Genomic DNA, 22,857 nt, shown 5'->3' on the forward strand with positions numbered 1-22,857 from the left:
ATGCCAGCTCTCTACGTGATGATCCCGGCCGCGCTGCTGATCGTGGCCATCGCCGTTTACATCTTCTTCTGGGCGGTCGACAGCGGTCAGTACGACGACCTCGACGGCCCGGCCCACAGCATTCTGTTCGACGACCAGGACCCGAACCACAAGGCCGCGGTCGACGAAGCCAGCGGTCATCCGGTCAAACCCGACGACAAGGCCCCTCCGCATGCTTGAGTTGGCGCCGCTGTTAGTGTCTGCGGTGATTCTCGGCCTGCTCGGTGGCGGGCACTGCCTGGGAATGTGCGGCGGCTTGATGGGCGCACTCACCCTGGCGATTCCCAAGGAGCAACGCAGCCGCCGCTTTCGGCTGCTGTTGGCCTATAACCTGGGACGAATTCTCAGCTATGCCACGGCCGGACTCTTGATCGGTTTGGCAGGCTGGGCCGTGGCCAACAGCCCGGCGGCCATGTTCATGCGGGTGATCGCCGGTCTGCTGCTGATCGCCATGGGTTTGTACCTCGCCGGATGGTGGAGCGGCCTGACCCGCATCGAAAGCCTCGGTCGCGGCCTGTGGCGGCATATCCAGCCGGTCGCCAACACATTGCTGCCCGTGTCGAGCCTGCCCCGCGCATTGCTGCTGGGCGCGCTGTGGGGCTGGCTGCCGTGCGGACTGGTTTACAGCACCTTGTTGTGGTCGGCGAGTCAGGGCAATGCGCTGGACAGTGCGTTGCTGATGCTTGCCTTCGGGCTCGGCACCTGGCCGGTGCTGCTCGCCACAGGCCTGGCGGCTGAGCGCGTCACGGCGTTGTTGCGCAAACGCAGTGTGCGGATGACAGGCGGGGTGCTGGTGATCCTGTTCGGCCTCTGGACCTTGCCAGGGCCGCATCAGCATTGGTTGATGGGGCATTAGATCGGCGGCGCCCCCATCGCGAGCAAGCTCGCTCCCACAGGGATTTACAGTGTTCACAAAACCTGTGGGAGCGAGCTTGCTCGCGATGAGGCCCTCACTAACAACACAAATCCTGACCGTTGATGCAAATCAAGATGCCCCACCGCCCCGCCCCCTAGACTCGCTGACACTGCCAGCCTATCCGGGGGAATGCCCGCATGATGCTCGACGCCATTCGTTGGGACACTGATCTGATCCGCCGTTACGACCTGGCGGGACCGCGCTACACCTCTTACCCGACCGCCATGCAATTCGACGGACAGGTCGGCACCTTTGACCTGTTTCATGCCCTGCGTGACAGCCGCAAGGCGCTGCGCCCGCTGTCGCTGTATGTGCATGTGCCGTTCTGCGCGAACATTTGCTACTACTGCGCCTGCAACAAAGTCATCACCAAGGACCGTGGCCGCGCCCTGCCCTACTTGCAGCGCCTGGAGCAGGAAATCCAGCTGATCGCCTGCCACCTCGACCCCACGCAAAAGGTTGAGCAACTGCACTTCGGCGGCGGCACCCCGACTTTTCTCAGCCACGATGAACTGCGCCAGTTGATGGCCCAGTTGCGCAAACACTTCAACTTGCTGGACGACGATTCTGGCGATTACGGCATAGAGATTGACCCGCGCGAAGCGGATTGGTCGACCATGGGCCTGCTCCGCGAGCTGGGCTTCAACCGGGTCAGCATTGGCCTGCAAGACCTCGACCCGGCCGTGCAACGGGCAGTCAATCGCCTGCAAAGCCTGGAAGAAACCCGCGCGGTGATCGATGCCGCCCGAACCCTGCAGTTTCGCTCGATCAACATTGACCTGATCTACGGCTTGCCGAAACAGACGCCGGAGAACTTCGCGCGCACTGTCGACGAAGTCATCGCGCTGCAACCGGACCGGCTCTCGGTATTCAACTACGCGCACCTGCCGGAACGCTTCTTGCCACAACGGCGGATCAACAGCAACGAGCTGCCGACTCCGGCGCAAAAACTGGAAATGCTCCAGCACACCATCGAGCAGCTAACCGCTGCCGGTTACCGCTACATCGGCATGGACCACTTCGCGTTACCCGACGATGAGTTGGCGATTGCCCAGGAAGAATCGACCCTGCAGCGCAATTTCCAGGGCTACACCACCCATGGTCATTGCGATCTGATCGGGTTGGGCGTGTCGGCCATCAGTCAGATCGGCGACCTTTACTGCCAGAACAACAGCGACCTGAACCAGTACCAGAACGCTCTCGCCAGCGCTCAACTGGCGACCAGCCGTGGCCTGGTGTGCAACGCCGATGATCGCGTGCGGCGGGCGGTGATTCAGCAGTTGATATGCACGTTCAACCTGGAGTTTTCGGCGATAGAGCAGGCGTTCAACATCGATTTTCGTGGCTACTTCGGGGAATTGTGGCCGCAGCTCCAGACCCTGGCTGATGACGGCTTGATCACACTCGACAACGAGCGGATCACCGTACTGCCCGCCGGACGTCTGCTGGTGCGATCGGTGTGCATGGTGTTCGATGCCTATCTGCAACAGCACAATAACCAGCGGTTTTCCCGGGTGATCTAGCGCTCCATCGGTATCGGCAGTCATCAAGCCGGCATTGAGTGTCGGCAGAGCGCCCCTTCGTCGACAAGCGACAAAACCGCGCAGGCTGGCTTGATTGTCCTCCCGTGAGTTACCCTTACGGCTTATGTGTGTTTTCCCACAAGGATTGAAGAAATGTCCGAGCCAGTAAAACTGCGTGCTCATAGCCAGGCCCATTGCAAGGACTGCAGTCTGGCCCCGCTTTGTCTGCCGCTGTCGTTGAATCTGGAAGACATGGACTCGCTGGACGAAATCGTCAAACGGGGCCGCCCGCTTAAAAAAGGCGAATTTCTGTTCCGCCAGGGCGACACCTTCGACTCCGTTTATGCCGTTCGCTCCGGTGCCCTCAAGACCTTCAGTCTGAGCGATGGCGGTGAAGAACAACTCACCGGTTTCCACCTGCCTAGCGAATTGGTCGGCCTGTCGGGCATGGACACCGAAAAGCACCCGGTGTCGGCGCAAGCCCTGGAAACCACTTCGGTGTGTGAAATCCCCTTCGAACGTCTCGATGAACTGGCCCTGCAACTGCCGCAACTGCGCCGGCAACTGATGCGCGTGATGAGCCGCGAGATTCGTGACGATCAACAGATGATGTTGCTGCTATCGAAGAAAACCGCCGACGAGCGCATCGCCACGTTCCTGGTCAACCTCTCGGCACGTTTCCGCGCTCGGGGCTTCTCGGCCAACCAGTTCCGCTTGAGCATGTCGCGCAACGAAATCGGTAATTACCTGGGTCTGGCCGTGGAGACCGTGTCCCGCGTGTTCACACGCTTTCAGCAGAACGAACTGATCGCCGCCGAAGGCAAGGAAATCCATATCCTGGACCCGATCCAGCTCTGTGCACTGGCCGGTGGCTCGCTCGAAGGCTGATGGTAACGAATGCGGCTGAGCGAAACGGTTCAGCCGCCGTTATACTGCGACGTTTGCAGCCTGCCAGGATTCTTCGCTATGGCCTTCGACGCCTTCGACATCAAATCCCTCATCCGCCCAGTGATCGACTTCCCGAAGCCGGGGGTGATCTTTCGCGACATCACACCATTGTTCCAGTCCCCTACGGCCCTGCGCGTGGTGATGGACAGCTTCGCCCACCGTTACGTTGAGGCGGATTTCACCCATATCGGCGCGATGGATGCTCGCGGTTTCTTGATCGGTTCAGTACTGGCCTATCAACTGAACAAGCCGCTGGTGCTGTTTCGCAAGCAGGGCAAACTGCCGGCCGACGTGCTGGCTGAAGGTTATGCCACCGAATACGGCGAAGCGTTCCTCGAAGTGCATGCCGACAGCTTGTGCGAAGGCGATTCTGTGGTGATGTTCGATGACCTGATCGCGACCGGCGGCACGCTGATCGCCGCGACGAACCTGATTCGACGCATGGGCGCGCGGGTTCATGAAGCGGCGGCAATTATCGATTTGCCGGAGTTGGGTGGGTCGAAACGGCTGCAAGAGATGGGGATTCCTACGTTCTGCCTGACGCAGTTTGCGTTGAGCGAGAAGTAAGGCTGCGTTATCACTGACGCCTTCGCGGGCAAGCCCGCTCCCACAGTGATCTACGCCGTACACAAGATGTGTATCTGACGATAATCCTGTGGGAGCGGGCTTGCCCGCGATGGCGTCAGCCGCTACACCACCGAATTAAAGCCCCATCTGCTTGCTGATGATCTCGTTCATCACTTCCCGCGTCCCGCCGCCAATCGACAGAATCCGGTTATCCCGGTACAGCCGCTCCACCAGGCTCTCGCGCATATAACCCAGGCCCCCAAGAATCTGCACCGCATCCGTGGTAATCCGGTCAGCCGTGTCGGTCGCAAAGTTCTTGGCCATCGAAATCTCCTTGATCACGCTCTGCCCCGCCGCCATTTTCGCCGCCTGACGATAAGTGAACTCCCGCGACACCTCCAATGCCGTGGCCATTTCCGCGAGGCGGTGTTTAAGCACCTGGAACTTGCCGATCGGCTTGCCGAAAGCTTCGCGCTGACGCGCCCATTTCAGGCTTTCTTCCAGGGCCAACTGCGCGGTCATGTTGGCCATGAGCGCCAGGGCCAGACGCTCACTCTGGAAGTTGCCCATGATGCAGGCGAATCCCATGTTCTCGGCACCGATCAAATGGCCCGCCGGCACCCTGCAATCATCGAAGAAAAGTTCGGCGGTGTCCGATGCCCACCACCCCATCTTCTTCAACTGGCGACCGACCGTGAATCCGGGCGTGCCTTTTTCGATCAGCAGCAGGCTGATGCCGCCGAAACCTGGGTCACCCGTGCGCACCGCAACCGTGTAGAAATCGGCGCGGACGCCGCTGGTGATAAAGGTTTTGCTGCCGTTGACCCGGTAGAAATCACCGTCACGCACGGCGCGGGTTTGCAGGTTGGCGACGTCGGAGCCGCCGCTGGGTTCGGTGACTGCCAGGGCGCTGATTTTCTCACCAGACAGCACGTGCGGCACCACGCGGTCGCGGACTTCGGGCCTGGCCCACTTGAGGATGGGTGGCAAGCCGATGTCCAGCGAACCGAGACCCGCCACCAGACCGCCAGAGCCACAACGCATCAACTCTTCGCTGGCCGCGATCTTGGCGAACAGGTCGCCTTCGTGACTGCCGCCCAGGGATTCGGGGTAACCGATCCCCAAAATGCCCGCTGCGCCGGCTTTGAGGTAGAGCTCGCGGGGAAAGCTTTCAGCCTCTTCCCACTGGTCGATGTCCGGAAGAATCTCGCGTTCGACGAAACGTCTGACGCTGTCGCGGACCAATTGGTGACTGGGGTCGAAGTATTCCTCAAAGGCAGGCATCGGCGAGCTCCACTGAAGGTTCAGCGAAGTTAACCGAGCGCTTGCTTGGTTTTCAAGAGAATTGTGTGAATCAGGTCGACCGAGGCGCCTGTATCGCGGGCAAGCCTGCTCCCACATTGGATTTACGGTGCATACAAAACCCCTGTGGGAGCGAGCTTGCTCGCGATGGGGCCCAATCAGCCACTACAAGGCGATCGGTTTGCGCCCGGCGAATGAATGCGCCAACGTCCCGCCATCCACCAACTCCAGCTCGCCGCCCAACGGCACGCCATGGGCGATGCGCGAGGCGATCAAGCCTTTATTGCTCAGCAACTGCGCGATGTAATGCGCCGTCGCTTCACCTTCCACGGTCGGGTTGGTGGCAAGAATGACTTCGGTAAACGTGCCCGCCTCCTCGATGCGCGTCAGCAATTGCGGAATACCGATGGCCTCAGGCCCCAGGCCATCAAGTGGCGACAGATGACCCTTGAGCACAAAGTAGCGACCACGGAAACCGGTCTGCTCCACCGCGTAGACATCCATCGGTCCTTCCACCACGCACAGCAAAGTGTCGTCGCGACGGGTGTCTGCGCATTGCGGACAAAGGTCATCTTCGGTCAGCGTGCGGCACAACCGGCAATGCCCCACCCCTTCCATGGCCTGGCTCAAAGCCTGGGCCAATCGCAAACCACCGCTGCGATCACGCTCGAGCAGTTGCAGCGCCATGCGCTGGGCGGTTTTCTGACCTACACCCGGCAAAGTCCGCAGGGCGTCGATCAGTTGGCGAATCAAAGGGCTGAAGCTCATGGGGAAACGTCCGACATAACAACGAGACGCGGTTTATACCCGCGCCTCTCTTTAGCGTCAAATACTCAGTCTTGCGCGACCCGAACCACCAGTTTGCCGAAGTTGCGTCCCTCCAGCAGTCCGATGAACGCTTGCGGCGCCTGCTCCAGGCCATCGACCACGTCTTCGCGGAATTTCACCTTGCCATCACGTACCCACGGCGCCATCGCGCTGACGAATTCCGGCTGACGATCGCCATAGTCGTCGAAGACGATGAAGCCCTGAATACGCACGCGCTTGGTCAAAATCGTCCGTTGCAATTGCGGCAGACGGTCCGGCCCGGTCGGTGCTTCATGGGCGTTGTAGGAAGCGATAAGGCCACAAAGCGGAATCCGCGCCTTGGCATTGAGCAGCGGCACCACCGCATCGAATACTTTGCCGCCCACGTTCTCGTAATAAATATCGATGCCTTCGGCGCACGCCTGGGCCAGTTCTTCGGCGAAGTTCGGGCTCTTGTGGTCGATGCAGGCGTCAAAGCCCAATTCCTCGACCACATAACGGCACTTCTCCGAACCGCCCGCCACGCCAACCACACGCAGGCCTTTGATCTTGGCCACCTGGCCGACCACCGAGCCCACTGCGCCCGACGCTGCCGCAACCACCAGGGTTTCACCGGCTTTCGGCTGACCGATGTCCATCAGGCCCATATACGCCGTCATGCCCGGCATGCCCAACACCCCCAGGGCCATCGACGGGCTCGGCAGCCCGGACGGCACGGGAATGATGTTGCGACCGTCGCTGATGCTGTGGCTCTGCCAGCCAGTGGCGCCGACGACCAGATCACCTTCCTGAAATTTCGGATTCAGCGAGCGCTCGACGCGGCTGACAGCCCCACCGGTCATCACTTCGCCGATTTGCACCGGTGCGGCGTAGGACGGTGCGTCACTCATACGACCGCGCATGTAAGGGTCCAGCGACAAGTACAGAGTCTTGAGCAGGACCTGACCGTCGGCCAGGTCCGGCAGCGCTTCGCGCTCCAGGCGGAAATTCTCCGGCGTCGGCGCGCCTACAGGCCGGGACGCCAGGACGATGCGTTGGTTCAGGGTCAGTGGGTCAGACATGGCAGCGTCTCCTTGAATGTTGAATTCGATGGTATAGGGAGCAGACCGTTGTGGCGGTGGCGGGTTCGATGTTTCGTCAATTGCACCGAGGCGACTTCATCGCGAGCAGGCTCGCTCCCACATTGGAACTCGGTCACCCGTGGGAGCGAGCCTGCTCGCGAAAGCGCCCTTATGGGCACTACATCTTCAACAGCCAGAAACAAAAATGCCAGGCGCGAGGCCTGGCATTTTTTGTAGCTCATCAGACGCGCCTTGGCGAATCAGAACGGGAGTTTCATACCCGGTGGCAGTTGCATGCCAGCGGTCATGTTGCCCATTTTGTCCTGGCTGTTGGCTTCGATCTTGCGCACGGCGTCGTTGACGGCGGCGGCGAACACGGCCTCCAGCATCTCCTTGTCGTCTTCGCTCAGGCCTTCGACCAGGCTTGGGTCGATGGTCACGCGCTTGACGTCGTGACGACCGGTCATCACCACAGTGACCATGTCGCCGCCGGCTTTACCGGTGACTTCAGCGTTGGCCAGTTCTTCCTGCATCTTGGCCATTTTTTCCTGCATCTGCTGCGCCTGCTTCATCAGGCCGGCCATGCCACCTTTCATCATGGGAATCACCTCAAAAGTACTTGGATTAAACAGCGCCCGGCCCGTGAGGCCGAACGCCTTCAGTTATTAGCCCTGACTGACCAGGGCTTCGACAGGTTCAATAGTATCGTTGCGGACCACCGCACCGAACTGCTGCATCATTTGCTGGATGAACGGATCACCGTGGATCGATTCCTCCGCCTCGCGCTGACGGTTCGCACGGCGACGGGACGCGGCCTGGGCCGGCGTCTCCTGCTCTGGCTTGATCAGCTCCATGGTCAGGGTCAGCGTGCGTCCGTGAAACTGGTTCAATGCATCGTTGAGTCGACGTTGCTGGGTCGCGTTGAACAAGGCGCTGTGGGCCGGATCCAGGTGCATGAGCCAGTGGTCGCCCTCGACTGAAATCAACGTGCAATTGGCGGCGATGCTGCCCGTCATGCCGGAGATCGGCAATTTCGGGAACAGCTCCAGCCACTGCAGGGCCAGACCGGTGGCCGGCATGGACGCGGGTTCAGGCTCAGGTTCTGGCGCCGGCTCGGCAGAGTGTTCGCTGGCCAGTTCATCAAGGTAACTGTAGGCCGAATCCAGGTCCGGCTCGATGTAATCCTCGTCCAGCGGCGGCTCGTCGTCCAGGTCCATGCCCGGCGTGGCGGCATCGACTTCGGCGACCGACGGCTCCGGTATCGGCGCAGCGGCCCATTCCGGGGCGTCCGGCACCACGCTGTCAGGTGTCGGCAATGGCATCGGCGGCAAATCGGGTTGCTCGCCGGCCGTTTCCAGAACCGGCTCGACGGCGGGTTGCTGGACGACTTCAGGCTCTACCGGATCATTCCACGGCAAGTCGACCACGGCTTCAACCGCTACGGGCGCAACGACGGGTTCAGGCACGACCGCGGGCGCAACGGGCTCAGGCTCGGGTTCAGGCACCGGGACTGGAGCAACAACCGCAGCGACGGGCGCAGGCGAGACCGGTGCAACTGCCGCAGGGACTACCGGCGCAACAACAGGCGCGGCAGCCACTGAATTTGCGGAATCAACTGTGGCTTGGCTGATCCCCACTGGCTTTAGCGGTTGCCTCGGTGCATCCGCGGTGTCTGCCGGTCTGAACGCGAGCATGCGCAGCAAGACCATTTCGAAGCCACCCCGCGGATCCGGCGCCAGCGGCAGGTCGCGACGGCCGATCAGGCCCATTTGGTAGTAGAACTGCACGTCTTCGGCCGGCAGTGCCTGAGCAAGTGCAAGCACCCGATCGCGGTCGCCGTGACCGTTGTCGACACCTTCAGGCAGGGCCTGGGCGATAGCGACTCGGTGCAGCACGTTGAGAATTTCCGAGAGCACACCGTTCCAGTCCGGGCCTTGTTCGGCCAGGTGCCGGACGGCTTCGAGCAATGCCTTGGCGTCGCCTTCGATCAACGAATGCAGCACATCGTAGACCTGACCGTGATCAAGGGTGCCCAGCATCGCTCGCACGTCAGCGGCCATGACCTTGCCTTCACCGAAGGCGATGGCCTGGTCGGTCAGGCTCATGGCGTCGCGCATCGAACCGTCGGCGGCACGGCCCAGCAGCCACAGCGCGTCGTCTTCGAACGGTACGTTCTCGGCACTCAACACATGGGTCAAATGCTCGACCACGCGTTCCGGGGTCATGTTTTTCAGGGAGAACTGCAAACACCGGGAAAGAATGGTTGCAGGAAGTTTCTGTGGGTCGGTCGTCGCCAGGATGAACTTGACGTAGGGCGGCGGCTCTTCGAGCGTTTTCAACAGCGCATTGAAGGAATGGCTGGAGAGCATGTGCACTTCGTCGATCAGGTAGACCTTGAAGCGCCCACGGCTAGGCGCGTATTGCACGTTGTCGAGCAGTTCGCGGGTGTCCTCGACCTTGGTCCGGCTCGCGGCGTCGATCTCGATCAGGTCGACGAAGCGGCCTTCATCGATTTCACGGCATACCGAGCACTCGCCGCAGGGTGTCGAAGTGATACCTGTTTCACAGTTCAGGCATTTGGCAATGATACGTGCGATGGTGGTCTTGCCGACCCCGCGCGTACCGGTGAACAGGTAGGCGTGATGCAGCCGCTGGCTGTCCAAGGCATTGATCAGAGCCTTGAGCACATGGGTCTGGCCGACCATTTCGCGGAACGAGCGCGGACGCCATTTACGTGCAAGAACCTGATAACTCATCGAAAACCGTCGCCACGAAGGAACACAAGCGGCTAATGCTAGCGGAGCAAGGCCAAAATTGCATCCGGCGCGCTCGTCTAATCTGGCTAAGATGCACTTTGGGGGCTTTTATCCACTCAGGTTTTCGTCGTACCGGAGCGTTTATGCGTTTTGCCTTGGGGGCACTGCTGTGGATAAGTCTGAACGTCGCCGCCGCCGAGCCGCCGTTGCGTTTTGTAATACCCGACAGTTGGGCGATGCCGATGGTACAACTGGACCACGGTCGTCCGACCCAGGGCATTCTGTATGACGTGATGCTCAGCCTCGCGACCCAGGTCGGCGTACCAGCCGAATTTCATGTCCTGCCCCGGACACGCGTGCAAAACGCCATGGAGCACGGCGAAGTCGATGTGCGCTGCTATGCCGCGCAGTCCTGGCAGCCCAATCAGTCCGGCGACTATATCTGGAGCATTCCGCTCTGGACTCAGCCCGACGTGCTGATCACCCGGCAGACCCCACCGAGCGCCGTCATAGCGGCGGACTTGCCGCGGCAATCCATCGGCACGGTGCTCGGCTACAGCTACCCGACCCTGCAACCGCTGTTCGACGCCGACCAATTGCAGCGCGAGGACGCGCGCAATCAGGAACAAGTGCTGGAAAAACTCCACGCCGGACGCTATCGCTATGCCGTGAGCAATCAATGGACTCTGGACTGGTTCAATCAGCGCTTATTGCCCGAACGGCAACTCAAAAGCGTGGCGGTGCTGCAAGAGCAGCGTGTCGGCTGTTATGTGCGCAACGACCCCAAGGTGCCGGTGCAACGCATCCTGCGCACATTGCTGCGGATGAAAATGTCGGGGGAGATCGATGACATTATCCGGCTTTATATAGGCGGCGAGCCCGGTGTGCCCTAGGCGAATCTTCCGATCAACGCGACGCCATTGTGGGAGCGAGCCTGTTAGCGATAGCGGTCTTCCATTCAGCATTGATGGCGGCTGATCTATCGCTATCGCGAGCAAGCTCGCTCCCACAGGAGATCGGTGTTGGCCAGCAAACTTCAGCCAACCTGATCCAGCGCCTGCCATCGCGCTGGCGCGACAAACTTCGCGACCCAATCCGGCACATCGGCGGGAGGCATCGGCCGGGCGATGAAATAGCCTTGAGCAACCTCACACCCCAGCCGCAGCAGCAGCTCACCGTGTTCGAGACTTTCCAGCCCTTCGGCAATCACTTGCCGGCCAAACGCCCGTGCCAGACCGATCACCGCGGTGGTCAGGGCCAGGTCATCGCGATCCACGAGAATGTCGCGCACAAACGATTTATCGATCTTGATGGTTTGGGTGCGCAAGCGCTTGAGGTAGCTCATTGACGAGTACCCAGTGCCAAAATCACCCAGTGAGAACTGCACGCCGAGTGCTTGGCAAGCCTGCAAGCAGGCGCTGACATGCTGGATGTTCTCGATCGCAACCGACTCGACGATTTCCAGGTCCAGCATCTGCGGAGCGACGTCCGCATGCCGGGCGAGTACATAACTGAGCCGATCGACAAAATCCGGGCGCTGAAAATGCCGTGCCGCGATATTGATGCTGATCGGCCAGCACTGCCCCGCCTGCTGCCAGCGGTTGAGCTGCGACAGCACCTGATCCATCACCCATTCGCCGATGTCGATGATCAGGTCCGTCTCTTCCACCAGCGGCAAAAAATCCCGGGCCGGCACCATGCCGTTCTCAGGGTGCTGCCAGCGCAACAACGCTTCGAACCCTACCACCACGCCCAGGCGCATATTGACCTTGGGTTGAAAATGCAGACACAACTCATCGGCGGCCAGCGCCTGACGCACACGCTCGACGGTCTGGTGGGTGACTTTGACTTCTTGATCCCTGGACACATCAAACAGATGAAAACGGTTGCGACCGCGCTGCTTGGCCACGTACATGGCCTGATCGGCGTGACGCAACAAGGTCTCGGCATCTTCGTTATCGAGGGGGAACAGCGTGACGCCAATGCTGGCGAACACATTGATGTCCTTGCCATGCAGCGTGTACGGCGCCGATATCGCTCCCAGCACCCGATTCAGCGCCGCGCGCAATTCCGTCAGGTCACGCACATAACGCAACACCAGCACGAACTCGTCACCGGCCAACCGCGCCACCACATCTTCAGCACGCACGATCTGGCGCAGACGCTTGGCCACTTCCACCAGCAACTGATCGCCACTGGCGTGACCGTAGCCGTCGTTGACTGCCTTGAACCCGTCGAGGTCGAGCATGCACACGGCCAACGGGATATTTTCATGGCGGGAAAACTCCAGCGCCTGATCCAGCAGGTCTGATAGAAACGCACGATTGGGCAGCCCGGTCAGGACGTCGTGCCCGACCCGCCATTGCAGGGTGTGCAGCAACTGGCGTTTTTCACTGACATCGAAACGAATCGACAGGTATCGGTCAATGCGCCCCGTGGCATCGTCGAGTACCGGCACCATGGTGCTGTCGACCCAATACAGGCTGCCGTCCTTCGCCCGATTGCAGATCTCGCCCTTCCAGACATTGCCCAGCGCGATGGTGCGCCACATGGTCGCGAAAAAGTCGCTGCCATGCAGACCGGAGTTGAGAAGACGGTGATTCTGACCGATCAATTCCGCACGGCTATAGCCGGACACGGCGCAAAACTGATCGTTGACGTAGGTGATTCGGCCGCTCAGGTCCGTCTCGGAAAATATGGCGGCGGCATCCACGGCCCTGCGGTATTTCTCATCCATGAATCAGGCTCGCTGTCACTAGCGGTGGGACTGCGCAGACACGTTACAACTCCATGATCAGCATTTGATGGCCCGCAGAACCTTGATCAGCCAGGCTCAAAGACCTCATGCAAAGCTGACAAGGAAGCGCACTGCCGGCCGTTTCGCACTGCCGATTTTCTGGAAACAGGTCACCAAATACCGCTTAATGGCGGCGATTCTACGAAATGCATCACATTTTGCAAAGCAAGGTGATGGATCATGCAGTTGTCTAATGCAAAAATCTATCGTTAAGTTCTTGATTCTAAATGGGAATTGAGCGATGCACATTTCAAGTTTGGGTCCGGCCATCCGACGCTACCGCAAGGGCGCGGGGCTTACTCAGGCTGAACTCGGCGAAAAAACCGGTTTTGACCCCAAAACCATCAGCCGCTTTGAAACCGGAACCTACACCCCCAGCGTTGAAGCCCTGTTCCGGCTTGCTGATGCGCTGGACGTAAAGCTCAAAGTCTTTTTTGCCGATTCAGGCGATGAAGATGAACAGCGGGCGTATTTGTTCAGTGTCATACACAAAGCACCCCCCAAGGATCTGGGAAAGCTGATCGCAGCGGTTGACCAGGCCTTGTCCAAGCCTTAGCGGCGAAAAAGTGCCGCTCATGAAAAAGGAGGCTGGCGTATCTGATACGACAGGCCGGCCTCCTTTTTTATGTTCATGCGAAAATCGGAAACGACGAAAAACCGCACCGGACAAAATCCGTGGCAGCAAAGAAGTATTTTTAAAAAAAGATAGCGCGAGAGAAGACTCGCGGTGCGTTATGGAGGCAACCCCACCAGCCACACCCCGGCACACAATGTTCCCGCTGTGGCTGCTTCCTTCCGGATCTGACCAGGTTCACGGGTAATCGTTGCGGGGGGACCGATGGGGTCACCATAACGACGCTCACCTGACGGCGAGCCGCGCCATTGTACCTATCTGAGACGAAGTTACAACCGTTCAGGCGGATTAAAAAATCTGTGTTGCTTCAAGGACATGCAATACCTGCGCAACATCCCGGATTGAAGCCACCTGCCGCTACAGATCCTGCAACACCTCATCCACCCTGCCGCCCTCTTGCTGGATCACCAGGTGAATGAAGTGCAGCTTGGCAATCACCGCTGGCGGCAGGACAAATGGATAGAAATCCGGTTGGCCCATGCTGCGAGACAGCTCGTTGAGCATGCCAGCCAGTTCGATCCACGCGTTGACGAACGACAGGAATGCCGCGCCGCCGGGATGCTGTGGATCGTAGAGGACGCTGGACGGAAATGGCTGGTAATCGAAATCCATTTCCCGCGCGCTCATGCCAAACCCCAGCGCCGTATCCACCGCATCCATCATGTGCAGGTAGTGAGCCCATGTTTCGGCCCAGTCTTCCCACGGATGCATGGTGGCGTAGGCGCTGACGGCATGTTGCTGCCAGTCGGGCGACGCACCTTGTTGGTAATGCCGTTCGAGAGCCTCGGCGTAGCTCGCCCGCTCATCGCCGAACAACCCGCGGAACGGTTCCAGCCAGTGACTGTTGGCGATCAGCCGATCCCAGTAATAATGCCCGACCTCATGCCGAAAATGCCCCAGCAGCGTGCGATAGGGCTCATGCATTTGCACCCGGACCTGCTCACGGTGAGCGTCGTCGGCTTCCTTGATATCGAGGGTGATCAGGCCGTTGGCGTGACCAGTGGTCGGCGCGTTGCCTTTAAGGTCGACACCGATGAAATCGAACGCCAGGCCGGTGTCTTCGTCGAGGGTTTTGGGAATCACCTGCAAACCAAGACTGATCAACTGTGCGACCAGACGACGCTTGGCGGTCTCCACCTTGCGCCAGCGTTCATGGTTTTCGGCAATCGACAGATCAGGGATGGTGCGATTCAGGTGGCAGGCGATGCACAAGGCATCGTGATCGTTGGCCGGCAGCAGCCAGTTGCACGCCGCCGGGGAATCGAGGTTGGCGCAGCGACGGAAGACTCCCGCGTCGGGATCGGCATCGAGCAACCATGTATCGGCTTGCCTGCCTGGTTGCAGCGAGGACAAACGGCTCTGCTCCGGCTGATACCCCAACGCCGCCGAACAGGCCAGGCACTGACTGTTGCGAAAGAACAGCGACTGGCCGCAACGGCAGTGCCAGATTTTGCTGTTACGCGAACTTTCGCCGATGAAAGGCGCGGCAATGCGTGTACTGAGCTGTTCGAAGAAGCGGTACATGACGATCTCTCCCTGGGGCTTGCCAAGACTAGATCATGAATGGCCGTCGATCGTTCCCGGTTTTTTGCGCAATGCAACTATCGCCTTCGCGGGCAAGCCCACTCCCACATTTGATCGCATTCTTACAGGGAGAACTCGGTTAAATGTGGGAGCGGGCTTGCTCGCGAATGGCATCACATCGAAATATCGTGCAGGCGCAAAAACTCGACAAACGCCTCTTCATCCAAAACCTTCAACCCCAGCTCATTGGCCTTGGCCAGCTTGGAACCAGCCCCCGGCCCAGCCACCACGCAATGGGTCTTGGCCGATACCGAACCCGCCACTTTGGCACCAAGGCTCTCGAGCTTGTCCTTGGCGATGTCACGGCTCATTAACTCCAGCGACCCCGTCAGCACCCATGTCTGCCCGGCCAGCGGCAATCCTTCGACGACTTTTTTCTCGCTCTGCCAGTGCATGCCGAAATCGCGCAGCTGCTTTTCAGCGGCTTCAGCGAGCTGACGATTGTGCGCCACCGCAAAAAACTCGCGAACCGAATTCGCCTGCTTCTCGGGCAGCGCCTGGCGCATGTCCAGCCAGTCAGCACTCATGACGGCCTCCAGCGAACCAAACTTGTCCGCCAACTTCTGCGCACCACCCGGTCCGACCGAAGGAATGTTCAACTTGTCGAGGAAGCCGCCCAGTGTCGTGCTCGCGGCAAACTCGGCGCCGAGCTCACCCTGATCCTGAATCTGCAGGCCGTGCTTGAGCAGATCGGCAATCACCTGGCGGTTATGCGCATCCTCAAAAAAGCTGTGAATCTCGTGCGCCACTTCCAGGCCGACATCCGGCAAATACGTGAGCACTTGCGGCAATGCCTGCTGAACCCGTTCCAGGGAGCCGAGAGAGCGCGCCAGCACCTTGGCCGTCTCTTCGCCGACATCGGGAATCCCGAGGGCGTAGATAAACCGTGCAAGGCTCGGACGCTTGCTGTCTTCGATAGCGCTGAGCAGGTTTTTGCTCGACAGCTCGGCAAAACCTTCCAGGTCGACAATCTGCTCAAACGTCAGCGCATACAGATCGGCCGGCGAACTCACCAGACCTTCATCGACCAACTGCTCGACGCTCTTCTCGCCCAGACCTTCGATGTCCATGGCGCGGCGCGACACGAAGTGAATGATCGCCTGCTTGAGTTGCGCACCGCAGGCCAGTCGACCGACGCAACGATAGACCGCGCCTTCGCTGACGGTCTCGCGCCCCTTGCTGCGCTTGACCAGCTGCGTGCGCTCGACGTGCGAGCCGCAGACCGGACATTGCTGTGGAATCTGTACCGGCCGCGCGGTTTCCGGGCGACGCTCCATGACCACTTGCACCACTTGTGGAATCACATCGCCTGCGCGACGGATGATCACGGTGTCGCCGATCATCAGGCCCAGACGCGCCACTTCATCCATGTTGTGCAACGTTGCATTGGCCACGGTAACGCCTGCCACCTTGACCGGCTTCAAGCGCGCCACCGGCGTCACGGCACCGGTGCGACCGACCTGGAATTCCACGTCGAGCAATTCGGTAAGCTCTTCCATCGCTGGAAACTTGTGCGCGATGGCCCAGCGCGGTTCGCGAGCGCGGAAACCCAGTTCACGCTGGGAGGCAATGCTGTTGACCTTGAACACCACCCCGTCGATTTCATAGGCCAGCCCGTCACGGCGCTCACCGATGTCGCGGTAGTAATCCAGGCATTCATCGATGCCGTGGGCCAGTTTCAGCTCACGACTGATCGGCAGACCCCATGCCTGAAGCTGCTTGAGATTCCCAATGTGCGTGTCGGCAATGTCCGCCGAAATCTGACCAATGCCGTAGCAGCAGAACTCCAGAGGACGATTGGCGGTGATCTTCGAATCCAACTGCCGCAAGCTGCCTGCCGCCGCGTTGCGCGGGTTGGCGAAGGTCTTGCCACCCACCTCAAGTTGTGTAGCATTCAGGCGTTCGAAACCGGCCTTGGACATGAACACTTCACCGCGCACTTCGAGGGTCGCGGGCCAGCCGGTGCCTTGCAGCTTGAGTGGAATATTGCGCACGGTGCGCACATTGACGCTGATGTCTTCGCCCGTGGTGCCATCGCCGCGCGTGGCGCCGCGCACCAGCACACCGTCCTGGTACAACAGGCTGACCGCCAGACCATCGAGCTTTGGCTCGCAGCTGTATTCCACCGCCGCGCCGCCACCAAACAAGTCGCCGACGGGCAGATCCAGTCCTTCCGTCACGCGGCGATCGAATTCGCGCATGTCGGTTTCTTCAAAGGCGTTGCCGAGGCTGAGCATCGGCACTTCGTGACGAACTTGCGTGAACGCCGACAACGCCGCACTGCCCACACGCTGGGTCGGCGAGTCGCTGGTAATCAGTTCGGGATGCGCCGCTTCAAGGGCCTTGAGTTCGTGGAACAACCGATCGTATTCGGCGTCCGGAATGCTCGGCTCGTCCAGCACGTGATAGCGATAGTTGTGCTGATCAAGCTCAGCACGCAGCTCTAGAATGCGGGTTTTGGCGGCGGTCATGGGTGTTCTCTCATAAAGCAAAAGAGCAGCCGAGGCTGCTCAATCTATTTGCCGATCGACCCGCGCACGGCGCGGGAGCAACCTTTTGAATCAACGCTTCTGGGTCAGGGCGCGGCGTTCGAATTCAACGATACGCTGACGGTAGTGTTCGATGGTCTGGGCGGTCAGCACGCTGCGCTGATCGTCCTTGAGTTCACCGTTCAGCTCCTGGGACAGCTTGCGTGCCGCAGCAACCATCACGTCGAAAGCCTGTTTCGGATGACGCGGGCCTGGCAGACCGAGGAAAAAGCTCACGGCTGGCGTGCTGAAATGGTCGATGTCGTCCAGATCGAACACGCCCGGCTTGACCGCATTGGCCATGGAGAACAGGACTTCGCCATTGCCGGCCATGCTTTCGTGACGGTGGAAAATATCCATCTCGCCGAAACGCAGACCGCTTTCCAGGATGTTCTGTAACAACGCCGGGCCCTTGAAGCCTGCCGCGTCACGGCAGATAACACTGATCACCAGCACTTCTTCGGCCTGCGGTTGTTCCTTGTCGCTGACCGAAGGCGAGGACTTGCTGTCATCCGGGAAGTCATCGTCACGGCTGCTGAAGCTCGGGCCGCCATCGAGGTCCAGGCTGAGGTTCATGTCGCCCTGTGATGGCTCGCCATGGCCACGCTTGCCGCGCTTGGAACCCGATTCGCGGGGTTCCCGGGCCGGCATGCTCACGGACGGCAGATCATGCTCGTCCAGCTGCGGTTCTTTATGCGTATCCAGCACTCGAGGCGGGCCCAACAGCTCGGCGCTGGTGTCCTCGTCCGGCAGGTTGGACAAACTTCGGTCAAGACGGAATTTCAGTTTTCCCTTGCCGCCGCGCATGCGACGCCAGCCATCGAAAAGAATACCGGCAATGACAATAATGCCGATGACGATCAGCCACTCGCGCAGACCGATTTCCATTTAATCCCGTGCCTCTATAAAAAATGCTGAAAAATAAGGGGTTTACAACTCGTAAACCGCTTTAAAACGTGGCGCCAACTCTATGTTCTGACAGGCGTTTTGCCCACGTATACGAAAAATTGACATTAAACTAGCACGACCAAAGGTAACTTTACACCGTCTGTCACAATGCCTTGCGCGAATATGTCGATTGGCCAGCAAGTCAAGGAAGGTAAAAAAGTCCTACAGACTAAAAATACTTCCCCTACAACTACCCACTCAAGCATCCACCATCGCCATTGCCTCTTCGACATCCACTGCCACCAGACGCGAGCAACCCGGTTCGTGCATCGTCACCCCCATCAGTTGATCGGCCATTTCCATGGCGATCTTGTTGTGGGTGATGTAGATGAATTGCACCGTTTCCGACATCTCTTTAACCAACCGTGCGTAGCGTCCCACGTTAGCGTCGTCCAGTGGTGCGTCAACTTCATCAAGCATGCAGAACGGCGCCGGATTCAATTTGAAGATCGCAAACACCAGGGCCAATGCCGTCAGGGCTTTTTCGCCACCGGAGAGCAAATGGATGGTGCTGTTCTTCTTTCCTGGCGGCTGCGCCATGATCGTTACCCCTGTATCGAGTAGATCTTCGCCCGTCAGTTCCAAATACGCGCGTCCTCCACCGAAAACTTTCGGGAAAAGAGCCTGTAAACCGCCATTGATCTGATCAAAGGTATCTTTGAAGCGGTTGCGGGTTTCCTTGTCGATCTTGCGAATCACGTTCTCGAGGGTGTCCAGCGCTTCCACCAGATCGTCGTTCTGCGCGTCCAGATAACGTTTACGCTCGGATTGTTGTGTGTATTCGTCGATGGCCGCCAGGTTGATCGCACCGAGACGCTGAATGCGTGCGGCAATGCGTTCAAGTTCTTCCTCGGCGTCCTTCTCGTTGGCCTCGGTCGTCAGCGTGGCGAGCACGCCGTGAAGGTCGTAGCCGTCTTCCAGCAATTGATCTTCGAGGGTTTTGCGGCGCACGGTCAGGGCTTGCCATTCCATGCGCTGGGTTTCCATCTGCCCCCGAATCAACTGCGACTGCTGTTCGGCCTGGTGCCGGCGTTTCTCGGCGTCGCGCAGTTCGCGGTCGGCGTCTTCCAGCGCGATTTGCGCGGTCTTGAGTTCTTCGTCAACGGTCATGCGCTTGTCGAGCAACTCTTCGAGTTTCAAGCGCAACTCTTCCAGTGGTGCTTCGCCCTCCTCCAGATTAAGACTGAGCTGTTCGCGTTTTTCGGTCAGGCGCTCGGACTGCATTTCCAGTCGTTCCAACGCCTGGCGCGTGGAGTCGTGTTGCGCCTTGAGCGAGCCCAGGCGCACCGCCAGTTGATGGGCGTGATCCTTGTGCTGCCGGGCTTCCTGACGCACGCGATCAAGTCGCTCGCGCAGGCTGTCGCGCTGGGCCAGCAGCAACTCGCGCTGCTCGGTGTCCAGCGCCATGGCATCGAGGGCTTCCTGCAACTGCAGACGCGCCTCGCCGATATTTTCGTGTTCCAGCGCGCGCTGCTCGGCCAGTTCGGTGAGCTCTTCATCCAAGCGCGTGCGGCGCAAGGTCAGTTGTTCGACCTTGGCTTTGCCGGCGGATAACTGAGCCTTCAACTCGCCTTGCTGACGCGCTTCGTCTTGCAGCAAACGACGCAAGTGCTCGCGACCGTTTTCCTGCTGACGCTGTTGCGCCCGCAGGTTTTGCAATTGCGTTTCGAGGGTTTCGACCGTGGCTTCGCGCTCTTCACGCTCCTGGGTCAGACGCTGGATTTCCTGGCCACGGGCGAGCACGCCGCTTTCCGCTTCGCTGGCCCGGCGCACACGTAAAAAGTGCCGACCCACCCAGTAACCGTCGCGGCTGATCAGGCTCTCACCGGCGGTCAATTGACCGCGCAAGTCCAAGGCCTGCTCAAGGGTGTCGACCGGTTTGACCTGGCCCAACCAAGGCGACAGATCAACTGACGCTTCAACTTTATCGAGCAGGCTGCCCGGCACCCGCGCGCCATCGCTGGCCGGGCTGAGCAAGCGCAAATCACCTTGGGCAAAACCGGCCAAATCGAAGTCGCCGAAATCGTCAACCAACACCGCTTGCAGGTCGGCGCCCAGCACGGTTTCCACCGCCAGCTCCCAACCCGCTTCGACTTTCAGGCCCTCGGCCAGGCGCGGACGGTCGGCCAGATGCTGATCGCGCAGCCATTCAGCGGTGCCGGTGCCTGGATCGAGTGCCGCTTGCTGCAACGCTTCAAGCGATGCGAGGCGACCGTTGAGGCGCTGCAAATCGCCTTGGGCCTGTTGCTGATTTTGCAGGGCAAGCTGCAATTCCTGGCGCAGCTGCTCAAGGCGTTCGACCTGGGCTTCTTCGCTGGCCTGTAAGTCTTCAAGCGTGGCCTCGGACGTGGCCAACTGCTCGCTGAGCTCCATGATCGCCGCGTCTTCCGGGTCCGCCGAAAGCAACGCACGTTCTTCACCCAGGCGCTTCTGGCGGTCGGCCAAACGCTCCATGCTGGTTTCCAGCTGCTGGATGCGTGATTGCTGAACTTCAGACTGGCGACGCGGTTCGGCGGCGGTGAGGTTGAACGTGTCCCACTGCTCCTGCCAGCCGTGCATGGTGGTTTCGGATTCTTCCAGCGCGGCGGCGGCCTCTTCGGCGGCGGCGCTGGTGACTTCCTGCTCGGGGGTGAGCATGTCCAGCTCTTCGCCGAGGGTCAGCAGCAAGGTGCGGTCGTGGCCCAAGTGAGACTCGGTTTCCAGACGCGCGCGCTCGGCTTCTTTGAGATCGTCCTGCAACTGCCGCAAACGCTGCTGGCCGTGCTGGATGCTCTGTTCGACCCGAGCGATATCGCCACCGACCGAATAGAAACGCCCCTGCACCAGATTGAAGCGTTCGGACAGGTCATGGTGCCCGTCACGCAGGCGCTCGATGGCCGCATCGGCGTTGCGCTGCTCGGCGACCAACGCTTCGAACGTGACTTCCTGATTACCGATGATCGCTTCGCGCTGACCGACCTGTTCGTTCAATGCCTGCCAGCGCAGGGCCGACAGTTGGGCCTTGAGCTGACGCTCCTCGCCTTTGTATTCCTGATACTTCCTGGCGGCCTCGGCCTGACGGTGCAAGCGTTCGAGCTGACGCTCGAGTTCTTCGCGCAGGTCGGTCAGGCGGGCGAGGTTTTCGTGGGTGCGGCGGATGCGGTTTTCAGTCTCGCGCCGGCGTTCCTTGTATTTGGAGATGCCCGCCGCTTCTTCAATAAAGTTGCGCAGGTCTTCGGGCTTCGACTCGATCAGCTTGGAGATCATCCCCTGCTCGATGATCGAATAGCTGCGCGGGCCCAGGCCGGTGCCGAGGAAGATGTCGGTGATATCGCGACGACGGCACTTGGTGCCGTTGAGGTAGTAAGTCGTCTGGCTGTCGCGGGTCACTTTGCGGCGAATGGAAATTTCCGCATAGGCGGCGTATTCGCCGAGCAACGTGCCGTCGGAGTTATCGAACACCAGCTCGATGCTGGCCTGGCTCACCGGTTTGCGGCTGGTCGAACCATTGAAGATGACGTCGGTCATCGACTCGCCACGCAAGTTCTTGGCCGAGCTTTCGCCCATCACCCAACGGACGGCGTCGATGATGTTCGACTTGCCGCAGCCATTGGGCCCGACGACGGCCGCCATGTTGCTGGGGAAGTTCACCGTGGTCGGGTCGACGAAGGATTTGAACCCCGCCAGCTTGATGCACTTTAGCCGCACGCTTAAGCGTCCGTCAGGGCGGAAACCACCAGATCGCAGCTGCGCTGGCCGTATGCCGTCAGCACTTCGCGAATCTGCGTAAAGTCCCGGGCCAGCACTGCCGCCAGCAGGCGTTCGAACAGCTCAAGAAATTCGCTCATCGACGCTTTGCGCTGGTCCAGGGCGAGAAAATACGCACGGCTCATGGCCGGCTGCAGATTCTCGACGGTTTCCTGCAAATAAGGGTTGTTGGCAAACGGGTACGCAGCACGCATCACGTTGAAGCTGTCGTCAACGAAGGTGCGGATGTCCTGTCGCTCATAGCTGGCGGCCAGGCGCTGCTGGATCTGCACGAATGGCGCCATGTCGGCCTGGACTTTCCAGCCGCTGGCCACGGCGTTGCCGAGCAGAATGTAAAGCTCGCTCATGAGCGTGCACAGGCTCTGGACCTTGTGGGCGGTGAGCTCGGTGACATGCGCGCCCCGTCGCGGCAGGATCGCGATCAGGTGGCGCCGTTCGAGGATCAGCAAGGCCTCACGGACCGAACCGCGGCTGACATTGAGGGCCAGCGTGACCTTCTGTTCCTGGATGCGCTCTCCCGGCTTCATTTCGCCACGAATGATGCGTTCGGCGAGGTGATGGGCGATTTGCTCGGCGAGGCTGTCCGGCGCCTTGAACGTCATGGGTGTCCTTCAAATTCTTCGATCTGTACAAGCGGCGCAGTGTAGCGCACATGAAGGGTCATGGCGGAGTGCCCACTCGGCGGTTTTTGGCACGAATC

At 60.0% G+C, this 22,857-nt stretch carries 18 protein-coding genes and 1 other RNA gene; 7 read left to right on the plus strand and 12 right to left on the minus strand.

All coding sequences use genetic code 11. The features are described 5' to 3' along the window. The 5 genes from ccoS (at nt 1) to QRN31_RS11580 (ending at nt 3,993) form a co-directional block, all read left to right on the plus strand. A complete protein-coding gene (ccoS, locus tag QRN31_RS11560) occupies nt 1–219 on the plus strand; it encodes a cbb3-type cytochrome oxidase assembly protein CcoS (RefSeq protein ID WP_208672037.1) in 219 nt (72 codons plus the stop codon). Beyond that, a complete protein-coding gene (locus tag QRN31_RS11565) occupies nt 212–895 on the plus strand; it encodes a sulfite exporter TauE/SafE family protein (protein WP_285432113.1) in 684 nt (227 codons plus the stop codon). Before ccoS ends, QRN31_RS11565 begins: the two co-directional genes overlap by 8 nt. A 200-nt stretch (nt 896–1,095) precedes the next feature. Further along, a complete protein-coding gene (gene hemN, locus QRN31_RS11570; protein WP_285432186.1) occupies nt 1,096–2,478 on the plus strand; it encodes an oxygen-independent coproporphyrinogen III oxidase in 1,383 nt (460 codons plus the stop codon). 153 nt (nt 2,479–2,631) lie between these two features. Beyond that, nucleotides 2,632–3,366 carry a fumarate/nitrate reduction transcriptional regulator Fnr gene (gene fnr, locus QRN31_RS11575; RefSeq protein WP_222585434.1) on the plus strand — a complete coding sequence of 245 codons (735 nt, stop codon included), beginning with the start codon at nt 2,632–2,634 and terminating at the stop codon, nt 3,364–3,366. A gap of 78 nt (nt 3,367–3,444) precedes the next feature. Next, complete coding sequence (locus tag QRN31_RS11580; protein ID WP_090182043.1) at nt 3,445–3,993, plus strand: adenine phosphoribosyltransferase; 549 nt, start codon at nt 3,445–3,447, stop codon at nt 3,991–3,993. Nucleotides 3,994–4,128: 135 nt separating this feature from the next. Here the strand turns inward: QRN31_RS11580 and QRN31_RS11585 are convergent, their stop codons facing one another. The 5 genes from QRN31_RS11585 to dnaX form a co-directional block, all read right to left on the minus strand. Further along, nucleotides 4,129–5,277 (minus strand): acyl-CoA dehydrogenase family protein, encoded by a 1,149-nt coding sequence (locus QRN31_RS11585; protein WP_285432117.1) that lies wholly within the window; start codon nt 5,275–5,277, stop codon nt 4,129–4,131. A 183-nt stretch (nt 5,278–5,460) separates the two neighbouring features. Further along, entirely contained in the window at nt 5,461–6,063 is a 603-nt protein-coding gene (recR, locus tag QRN31_RS11590) for a recombination mediator RecR (RefSeq protein ID WP_285432118.1), read from the minus strand. Between the two features lie 65 nt (nt 6,064–6,128). Continuing rightward, entirely contained in the window at nt 6,129–7,163 is a 1,035-nt protein-coding gene (gene curA, locus QRN31_RS11595; protein WP_285432120.1) for an NADPH-dependent curcumin/dihydrocurcumin reductase, read from the minus strand. A 260-nt stretch (nt 7,164–7,423) separates the two neighbouring features. Beyond that, nucleotides 7,424–7,762, minus strand: a complete 339-nt coding sequence (locus QRN31_RS11600; protein ID WP_109628912.1) for a YbaB/EbfC family nucleoid-associated protein — start codon at nt 7,760–7,762, stop codon at nt 7,424–7,426. A gap of 66 nt (nt 7,763–7,828) precedes the next feature. Beyond that, nucleotides 7,829–9,919, minus strand: a complete 2,091-nt coding sequence (gene dnaX / locus QRN31_RS11605; protein WP_285432124.1) for a DNA polymerase III subunit gamma/tau — start codon at nt 9,917–9,919, stop codon at nt 7,829–7,831. Between the two features lie 143 nt (nt 9,920–10,062). Here dnaX and QRN31_RS11610 point away from each other — a divergent pair, with 143 nt between their 5' ends. Then, a complete protein-coding gene (locus QRN31_RS11610) occupies nt 10,063–10,812 on the plus strand; it encodes a substrate-binding periplasmic protein (protein ID WP_285432126.1) in 750 nt (249 codons plus the stop codon). Between the two features lie 143 nt (nt 10,813–10,955). Here QRN31_RS11610 and QRN31_RS11615 read toward each other — a convergent pair whose 3' ends face one another. Beyond that, nucleotides 10,956–12,656 carry a putative bifunctional diguanylate cyclase/phosphodiesterase gene (locus QRN31_RS11615; RefSeq protein ID WP_285432127.1) on the minus strand — a complete coding sequence of 567 codons (1,701 nt, stop codon included), beginning with the start codon at nt 12,654–12,656 and terminating at the stop codon, nt 10,956–10,958. Nucleotides 12,657–12,957: 301 nt separating this feature from the next. On the opposite strand from QRN31_RS11615, the gene QRN31_RS11620 reads away from it, so the two are divergent. Then, entirely contained in the window at nt 12,958–13,272 is a 315-nt protein-coding gene (locus QRN31_RS11620) for a helix-turn-helix domain-containing protein (RefSeq protein ID WP_285432128.1), read from the plus strand. A 188-nt stretch (nt 13,273–13,460) separates the two neighbouring features. Here the strand turns inward: QRN31_RS11620 and ffs are convergent. The 6 genes from ffs to QRN31_RS11650 all read right to left on the minus strand — a co-directional run bounded on the left by ffs (nt 13,461) and on the right by QRN31_RS11650 (nt 22,759). Further along, nucleotides 13,461–13,557: signal recognition particle sRNA small type (ffs, locus tag QRN31_RS11625), an RNA gene on the minus strand. Nucleotides 13,558–13,707: 150 nt separating this feature from the next. Then, nucleotides 13,708–14,874, minus strand: coding sequence for a zinc-binding metallopeptidase family protein (locus tag QRN31_RS11630; protein ID WP_285432129.1), 1,167 nt, complete (start codon nt 14,872–14,874; stop codon nt 13,708–13,710). Nucleotides 14,875–15,047: 173 nt separating this feature from the next. Further along, nucleotides 15,048–17,405 (minus strand): NAD-dependent DNA ligase LigA, encoded by a 2,358-nt coding sequence (gene ligA / locus QRN31_RS11635; protein WP_285432130.1) that lies wholly within the window; start codon nt 17,403–17,405, stop codon nt 15,048–15,050. A 90-nt stretch (nt 17,406–17,495) separates the two neighbouring features. Next, on the minus strand, nt 17,496–18,350 hold the full coding sequence (gene zipA / locus QRN31_RS11640; RefSeq protein ID WP_222585424.1) for a cell division protein ZipA: 855 nt from the start codon (nt 18,348–18,350) through the stop codon (nt 17,496–17,498). 258 nt (nt 18,351–18,608) lie between these two features. After that, complete coding sequence (gene smc, locus QRN31_RS11645) at nt 18,609–22,097, minus strand: chromosome segregation protein SMC (protein ID WP_285432131.1); 3,489 nt, start codon at nt 22,095–22,097, stop codon at nt 18,609–18,611. Nucleotides 22,098–22,099: 2 nt separating this feature from the next. Beyond that, nucleotides 22,100–22,759: a GntR family transcriptional regulator gene (locus QRN31_RS11650; RefSeq protein WP_285432132.1), complete on the minus strand. Its 660-nt coding sequence runs from the start codon at nt 22,757–22,759 to the stop codon at nt 22,100–22,102. Nucleotides 22,760–22,857: the final 98 nt, after the last annotated feature.

It is taken from the genome of Pseudomonas sp. fls2-241-R2A-110, assembly GCF_030209165.1.
In the GTDB taxonomy this organism is placed as follows: Bacteria; Pseudomonadota; Gammaproteobacteria; order Pseudomonadales; family Pseudomonadaceae; genus Aquipseudomonas.